This window comes from Tardiphaga sp., from assembly GCF_044336785.1.
Taxonomy (GTDB): Bacteria; Pseudomonadota; Alphaproteobacteria; order Rhizobiales; family Xanthobacteraceae; genus Tardiphaga.
Map to the genome: position 1 here is coordinate 1 of NZ_JBIIOT010000165.1, position 6,580 is coordinate 6,580.

5 protein-coding genes and 1 pseudogene are annotated in these 6,580 nt (G+C 60.0%); 4 read left to right on the top strand and 2 right to left on the bottom strand.

Annotated elements, in window-relative coordinates:
* From ACIQ2A_RS25170 to ACIQ2A_RS25185, 4 genes and pseudogenes are all read left to right on the top strand, one after another.
* A pseudogene (locus ACIQ2A_RS25170) lies at positions 1-1,075 on the top strand (DNA primase); the annotation flags it as partial.
* Positions 1,076-1,382: 307 nt separating this feature from the next.
* Complete coding sequence (rpoD, locus tag ACIQ2A_RS25175; protein WP_398484665.1) at positions 1,383-3,503, top strand: RNA polymerase sigma factor RpoD; 2,121 nt, start codon at positions 1,383-1,385, stop codon at positions 3,501-3,503.
* A 218-nt stretch (positions 3,504-3,721) separates the two neighbouring features.
* The gene (locus tag ACIQ2A_RS25180; RefSeq protein WP_398484667.1) at positions 3,722-3,967 is read left to right on the top strand and encodes a hypothetical protein; all 246 of its coding nucleotides are present in this window, start codon (positions 3,722-3,724) and stop codon (positions 3,965-3,967) included.
* Between the two features lie 482 nt (positions 3,968-4,449).
* Entirely contained in the window at positions 4,450-5,010 is a 561-nt protein-coding gene (locus ACIQ2A_RS25185; protein ID WP_398484669.1) for a type 1 glutamine amidotransferase domain-containing protein, read from the top strand.
* Positions 5,011-5,110: 100 nt separating this feature from the next.
* Here the strand turns inward: ACIQ2A_RS25185 and ACIQ2A_RS25190 are convergent, their stop codons facing one another.
* Complete coding sequence (locus ACIQ2A_RS25190; protein ID WP_398484671.1) at positions 5,111-5,863, bottom strand: hypothetical protein; 753 nt, start codon at positions 5,861-5,863, stop codon at positions 5,111-5,113.
* Positions 5,856-6,580: AAA family ATPase (locus ACIQ2A_RS25195; protein ID WP_398484673.1), on the bottom strand; the 725-nt coding region annotated here is incomplete at its 5' end. The genes ACIQ2A_RS25190 and ACIQ2A_RS25195, both read right to left, overlap by 8 nt.

A 6,580-nucleotide genomic window follows, 5' to 3' on the forward strand; every position in this document is an offset into this window, starting at 1 on the left:
CTGCTTCGACGGCGACCGCGCCGGCCAGACGGCGGCGTGGCGCGCGGCGGAGCTGGCGCTGCCGCATCTCAAGCCCGGCAAGAGCCTGCGCTTTGCGCTGCTGCCGGAAGGGCAGGACCCCGACGATCTCGCCCGCTCCGGTGGTCGCGGGGCCATCGAGGATGTCATCGCCGCCGCTGGCAAGCTGTCGGACCTGATCTGGGCCCGCGAGATCGCCGCCGGTGATTTCTCCACCCCCGAGCGCCGCGCGGCGCTGGAGGCGCGGATCGGGGAAATCTCCAACGGCATCCGCGACGATGTCGTGAAGAAATATTACCGCCAGGATCTCGCCGAGCGCCTCTATCGCCAGTTCGGCGGTGGCGCGCGCAGCGGTGGCGGGACTCGCGGCGGCCAGCAGGGCAACTTCCAGCGTGCCCCGCGCCAGCCTTTCGTCCCGCGAATCAGTGCCAATAATCGTGGCGTGCCGCTCACCGCGAGCCAGGTTCTGGGCCGCGGACCGTATCAGGCCGTCAGTGCGCAGCTCGCCACGTCGTCGATCATGCGCGGTCAGCGCAGCGCCATCTCGCGGCGCGAGGCGCTGATCCTGCAATCCCTGATCAACCATCCCTGGCTGCTGCACGACCGCCTTGAGGAGGTCGCCGCCCTCGAACTGGCGCATCCGGAAATGCACCGCCTGCGTGCAGGGATCATCGCTGCCTTCGCCCACGAGCATCATCATGGCGACGAAGCCGAGCAAAGCGCGGAAATGCGTGAAGACCTGGTAAAGGCTGGATTTTCCGAGCAATTACAGAAGGTTGAGCAGGCGATCACCGTCCAGGCGGTGTGGGCCTCGCAGCCCGGCGCGGCGCGCGAGGATGTTTTGGCCACCTGGATGCAGCTCGTCGCCTTGCATCGCCAGTACCATTCACTACTTAGGGAGCTGAAGGATGCCGAGCTCGCTCTGGGCGCGGAGGCCAGTGAAACCCATTATGGTTGGCTCCGCGACGTGAAGGCACGGCTTGCCGAGGTGGACGGGACCGAGGCGCTGATCGAGGGATTTGGCGAGTTGTCCGGCCGGTTCCAGCGCAGCCAGTGACCAACATTTGCTGCGGACGGAACGGTTGCCAAGGGCAAAAAGACTCGCCAAAACCATGGTTTGGCGGCACAAACAGGGTTAATCCGGGCTTAAGCCCTTCACGGGTAAAGCCTTGAGCAGAGATTGAATAGCCGCGTTCGACAAACCGGGTATGACGATGAGGGTGGCGAAAGACCAGCGCCGCCCTTTGCGCGTCATCCCGTCATGCAAGTGACCGTCACGCAAGTGATGAGCAAGTCGACCGGCACGAGATGAGATGGTGGGGTGCGGATGCGCCCCCGGCGTGAGCGCGTTTCAGGAGCATTGAATGGCCACCAAGGCAAAGACGCTGCAGACCAAGGACAAGGAAAACGCGGCAGCGGATACGCCCGAGAAGGATGCCGCCGACGCGCCGTCGCCTTTGCTGGATTTGTCCGACGCTGCCGTCAAGAAGATGATCAAGAACGCCAAGAAGCGCGGCTTCGTGACGTTCGATCAGCTCAATGAAGTGCTGCCCTCCGACCAGACCTCGCCCGAACAGATCGAAGACATCATGTCGATGCTCTCCGAGATGGGCATCAACGTGTCCGAGAACGACGACTCGGACGACGAGGAAAAGCAGGAAGACGACGACGAGACCGATAACGAACTCGTTGAAGTCACCTCCAAGGCCGTCACCGAAGTCAAGAAGTCGGAGCCGGGCGAGCGCACCGACGATCCCGTGCGCATGTATCTGCGCGAGATGGGCACCGTCGAGCTCTTGTCGCGCGAAGGCGAAATCGCCATCGCAAAGCGCATCGAGGCTGGCCGCGAGGCTATGATCGCAGGCCTCTGCGAAAGTCCGCTGACCTTCCAGGCCATCATCATCTGGCGCGACGAACTGGCCGAAGGCAAGATCTTCCTCCGCGACATCATCGATCTCGAAGCGACCTACGCCGGCCCCGAAGGCAAGGGCGGCGTCAATCCTGCGATGATCGCAGGCCCCACCGGCGACGGTGAAGGCAATGAGGGCGAGAGCGCCGTCGCAGCACCGCCGTCTGCACCGGCCCAGCCGACTCCGTTCCGTCCCGCCCAGGGCGGCCGTCCGCAGCCGGCAGCACAGCCCGGCGGTGAAAGCACGTCCGAAGGCGCCGCCGACGGCGACATGGACGACGACGAGTTCGAAAACCAGATGTCGCTTGCCGCCATCGAGGCCGAGCTGAAGCCGAAGGTCGTGGAGACCTTCGACAAGATCGCATCCGAATACAAGAAGCTGCGCAAGCTGCAGGAACAGGACATCGCGAACCAGCTGGAAAGCTCGTCGCAGGGGCCGTCGCTGTCGCCGTCGCAGGAGCGCAAGTACAAGAAGCTCAAGGACGAAATCGTCGTCGAAGTGAAGTCGCTGCGCCTCAACCAGGCGCGTATCGATTCACTCGTCGAGCAGCTCTACGACATCAACAAGCGCCTCGTGTCGTTCGAAGGCCGCCTGATGCGTCTCGGCGACAGCCACGGCGTCGGCCGCGAAGACTTTTTGCGCAACTATCAGGGCTCGGAGCTCGATCCGCGCTGGCTCAACCGTGTCTCCAAGCTCTCCGCCAAAGGCTGGAAGAACTTCGTCGCGATCGAGAAGGACCGCATCAAGGAGCTGCGCGGCGAGATCCAGCAGCTGGCGGCCCTCACCGGCCTCGAGATCGGCGAATTCCGCAAGATCGTGCATGGCGTGCAGAAGGGCGAGCGCGAAGCGCGCCAGGCCAAGAAGGAAATGGTCGAGGCCAATCTCCGCCTCGTGATCTCCATCGCCAAGAAGTATACCAACCGTGGTCTGCAGTTCCTCGATCTCATCCAGGAAGGCAATATCGGTCTGATGAAGGCGGTCGATAAGTTCGAATATCGCCGCGGCTACAAGTTCTCGACCTATGCCACCTGGTGGATCCGGCAGGCGATCACCCGTTCGATCGCCGACCAGGCCCGCACCATCCGCATCCCCGTGCACATGATCGAGACGATCAACAAGATCGTGCGCACGAGCCGCCAGATGCTGAACGAGATCGGCCGCGAACCGACCCCTGAAGAGCTGGCCGAAAAGCTCGGCATGCCGCTGGAGAAGGTGCGCAAGGTCCTCAAGATCGCGAAAGAGCCGCTGTCGCTCGAAACCCCGGTGGGTGACGAGGAAGACTCGCATCTCGGCGATTTCATCGAGGACAAGAATGCGGTGCTGCCGATCGATGCGGCGATCCAGTCGAACCTGCGCGAGACCACCACGCGCGTGCTCGCCTCGCTCACCCCGCGCGAGGAGCGCGTGCTGCGCATGCGCTTCGGCATCGGCATGAACACCGACCACACGCTGGAAGAAGTCGGCCAGCAGTTCTCGGTGACGCGCGAACGTATTCGCCAGATCGAGGCCAAGGCGCTGCGCAAGCTGAAGCACCCGAGCCGCAGCCGCAAGCTGCGCTCGTTCCTGGACAACTAACGCAAGCCCTCATCCTGAGGAGCCGCGCAGCGGCGTCTCGCAGGATGGCGACAGGCTCCCGGTCAAGACGGCGGACTTCGGTCCGCCGTTTTGCGTTGCGCTGCCGATTGGCCGGCGGTCCGGAACGATCCGCGCCACCGGTCATTGGTTGCCTGCGGACATGCGACCGAAGCTCCGCCACGCATGGAACCTGATCCCCTCCCGTGCGTTATCCCCGCATGACAGATCAAGTTGAACAATCAGTCCCGCACAAGCTCACTCCCATTGAGCGAGCTGAACGTAACCTGATGCGTCAGAAGGACGCTGAAAAGGCCATGGCCGAGCACGAGAAGACGCAAGCCGCTCTGTACTCCAATATGGAGCGCCTGCGTGCCGAGCGTCTTGAGCGCGAAGCCGCCGCCCCGAGCGAACTGGCCGCAAAACCGCGCCGCGCCGCGAAAAAAACCGCCAGCGCCCGCGCATAACGCAATTTACCCGGACCACCGAAGCGGCGGATCGCGAGATCCGCCGTTTTGCGTGGCCTCGAGCTCCGCACGCAGTGTTCCCCCTGCTTGCGGGCACGGGCTATCACCTATGATCGCCGAAACAGCCCGCGGCCATCCTTCGAGACGCGGCCCGAGAAGGCCGCTCCTCAGGATGAGGGACGGAGTTCACCGCCATAGAAGACCCTCATGGTGAGGAGCCCGCGACTTGTCCGCCGTAGCTCGAAGAGCGAAGGCGGACGCGGGCGTCTCGAACCATGCAGGCCGAGCACCATCCTCAGCCACGCCTCGCCACATCCGATGGCGCTGCCCTCGAGGGGAGGGCCCGCGTGACGCCCCCGCAACGTCGTTCCATCGACGCGCCTCCCACCGGGCCGCGCCCGGCGAAGCGCATCGCGCGAAGCCGGGAACGTCTCCCATCGCTCATCATTGGTCCTGCATCACCAACAGCGATGGAGTTCTTCATGTCAGCCAAACTCACCGGCAAGCGCGTTCTCATTCTCGCCACCAATGGTTTCGAGCAATCCGAACTGGAAGTACCGCGCGATCGCCTCACCGAGGCCGGCGCCGAGGTGCATGTGGCCTCGCCCGAAGCCGGCGTCATCCGCGGCTGGTCCGGCGACGACTGGGGCCAAGCGGTGAAGGTCGATGTCGCGCTCGCCGGCGCCACGGACAGCGACTACGACGCCCTCGTGCTGCCGGGCGGCCAGATCAATCCGGATCTCTTGCGCGTCAACGAAGATGCGCTGGCGCTGATCAAGGCGTTTTATGCGGCCGGCAAACCGATCGCCGCGATCTGCCATGCGCCGTGGCTCTTGGTCGAGGCCGGCATCGCGAAGAACCGCAAGATGACGTCCTATCATTCCATCAAGACCGATGTGATCAATGCGGGTGCGAAGTGGGAAGACAAGCCCGTCGTCACCGACAGCGGCATCGTCACCTCGCGCAATCCGGGCGATCTGGAAGCGTTTTCCAAAGCGATCATTGCGGGGATCAGGGAAGCGGGCGAGAGGGCGGCAGCGTAGGTGGGATACGCTCACCTGTGATTGTCGGGTTTGACCCTGCATTGATCTAAATGTGAAAGCGGCCGAAGGCCGGCGCTTTCACATTGAATCAAAGCTGCGACTACGGTGCACCGAGGGACGCAGCGAGCATGTTTGCTTCAAGCTTGATTAGCTCGTCGGTCCAACAATTTAGAGCAACAAGCGCATTTTTGGTGCTTAGGTAATTCGGATGGTGTGCGATCGAGGTCGCCGCAGTTGCGCTGTATTGTGTGGAGGGGAGGGTTTCCATTAGAAGCGTAGTGAAGCCACGCTGCAGCTGACTAATCTTTCGATTTTTAGTTGCGTCAAGTATGCACTCATTTGCCGTTACCATCAGTTTTTCGAGAGACTCCAAGACGACGTTTCCAATGTCAAATCGTGCTTTAACAACTCTTTTTGTTTCGTTGAGATAGAGAATATCAATAGTTCTATCTCCCTTCTCATCGCGGCCAGATAAACGGTAATTGCGCAGAATAAGATGATTTGCTGGAGTGTCGATAGTCGGGTCGATCAAGTCGCCTTGGGTATCAACGTCGTGCGCGCCCTTATTTACATTGCATCTTTTGCAGCACGGTATGAGGTTAGTCCACTCAACTACACGGGTGGGATGCCGAGATTTGCAGAAATAATGATCAACCTCCATGTACTTTGACTCTTCGTCGATGCGTGCCTCGCAGTAAGCGCACTTACCACTAGACATTTGTAAAAGAGCGCTTCGAATAAATTGTGCCTTCCATGGCGACTTCGTGTCGTCGTCGATGAATATCTGAGTCAGTTCAGCAACGCGCTGCGCGTCTAGTTCTGGTGGAGCCGCAGGTCTAGTTATTTTAATCATGGATTCTGCCGCCAAACGGGGCTGCTTGAACTCTAAGAATCTTTCGGAGGTGATTGCTTGGATTCAGCATTGAATCTAGTTCGCAAAGTACAGCTTGAAGCCTCGACTCATCGTTAAGTTCGATCGCTTGGTCGAACTCTTTCATTGCGTTGCTAAATGGCTCGGAATCGGTGCTTTCAAGGCCCATTACGTCTCTTAAGATTTCCTCGATCGTCCATCCTTTGAAGCCGTAGAATCCTGTTTTGAATCTACCAATTGTTGGGTTCCCCGATTCGTCTCGAACTAGCGGAATGACTTCTCCTTGATCCGCTGCTTGTATCATATGCGGGCTGTGGGTGGTCACTATGAATTGTGCGTTCGGAAATGCGGTCTTCAACGCTCGAATTATCGAGCGTTGCCACGTTGGATGTAAGTGTAAGTCAAGTTCGTCGATAAGAATAACGCCGCTGAATTTATTGGCGGGAACGTCAAATTGTCTGACCTCGATCTCACGTATGATTCCCAGCAGCATCGCGAGCGAGGCGCGGAAGCCTGATGAAAGATATTCGAATGGTACGGCGCCATGATCTGTCGTGACATATGTGTCGAATGAGGCAGCATCGATCCGTTCGAATTTCACAGTGCGATCAAGTATTGAGAAACACTCTTTGGCAAACTCTAGGTCGGCGTCTTGTTGTGAAGTTAAGCTTCCAGGGTGAGCAGAAAACAAATAACGAT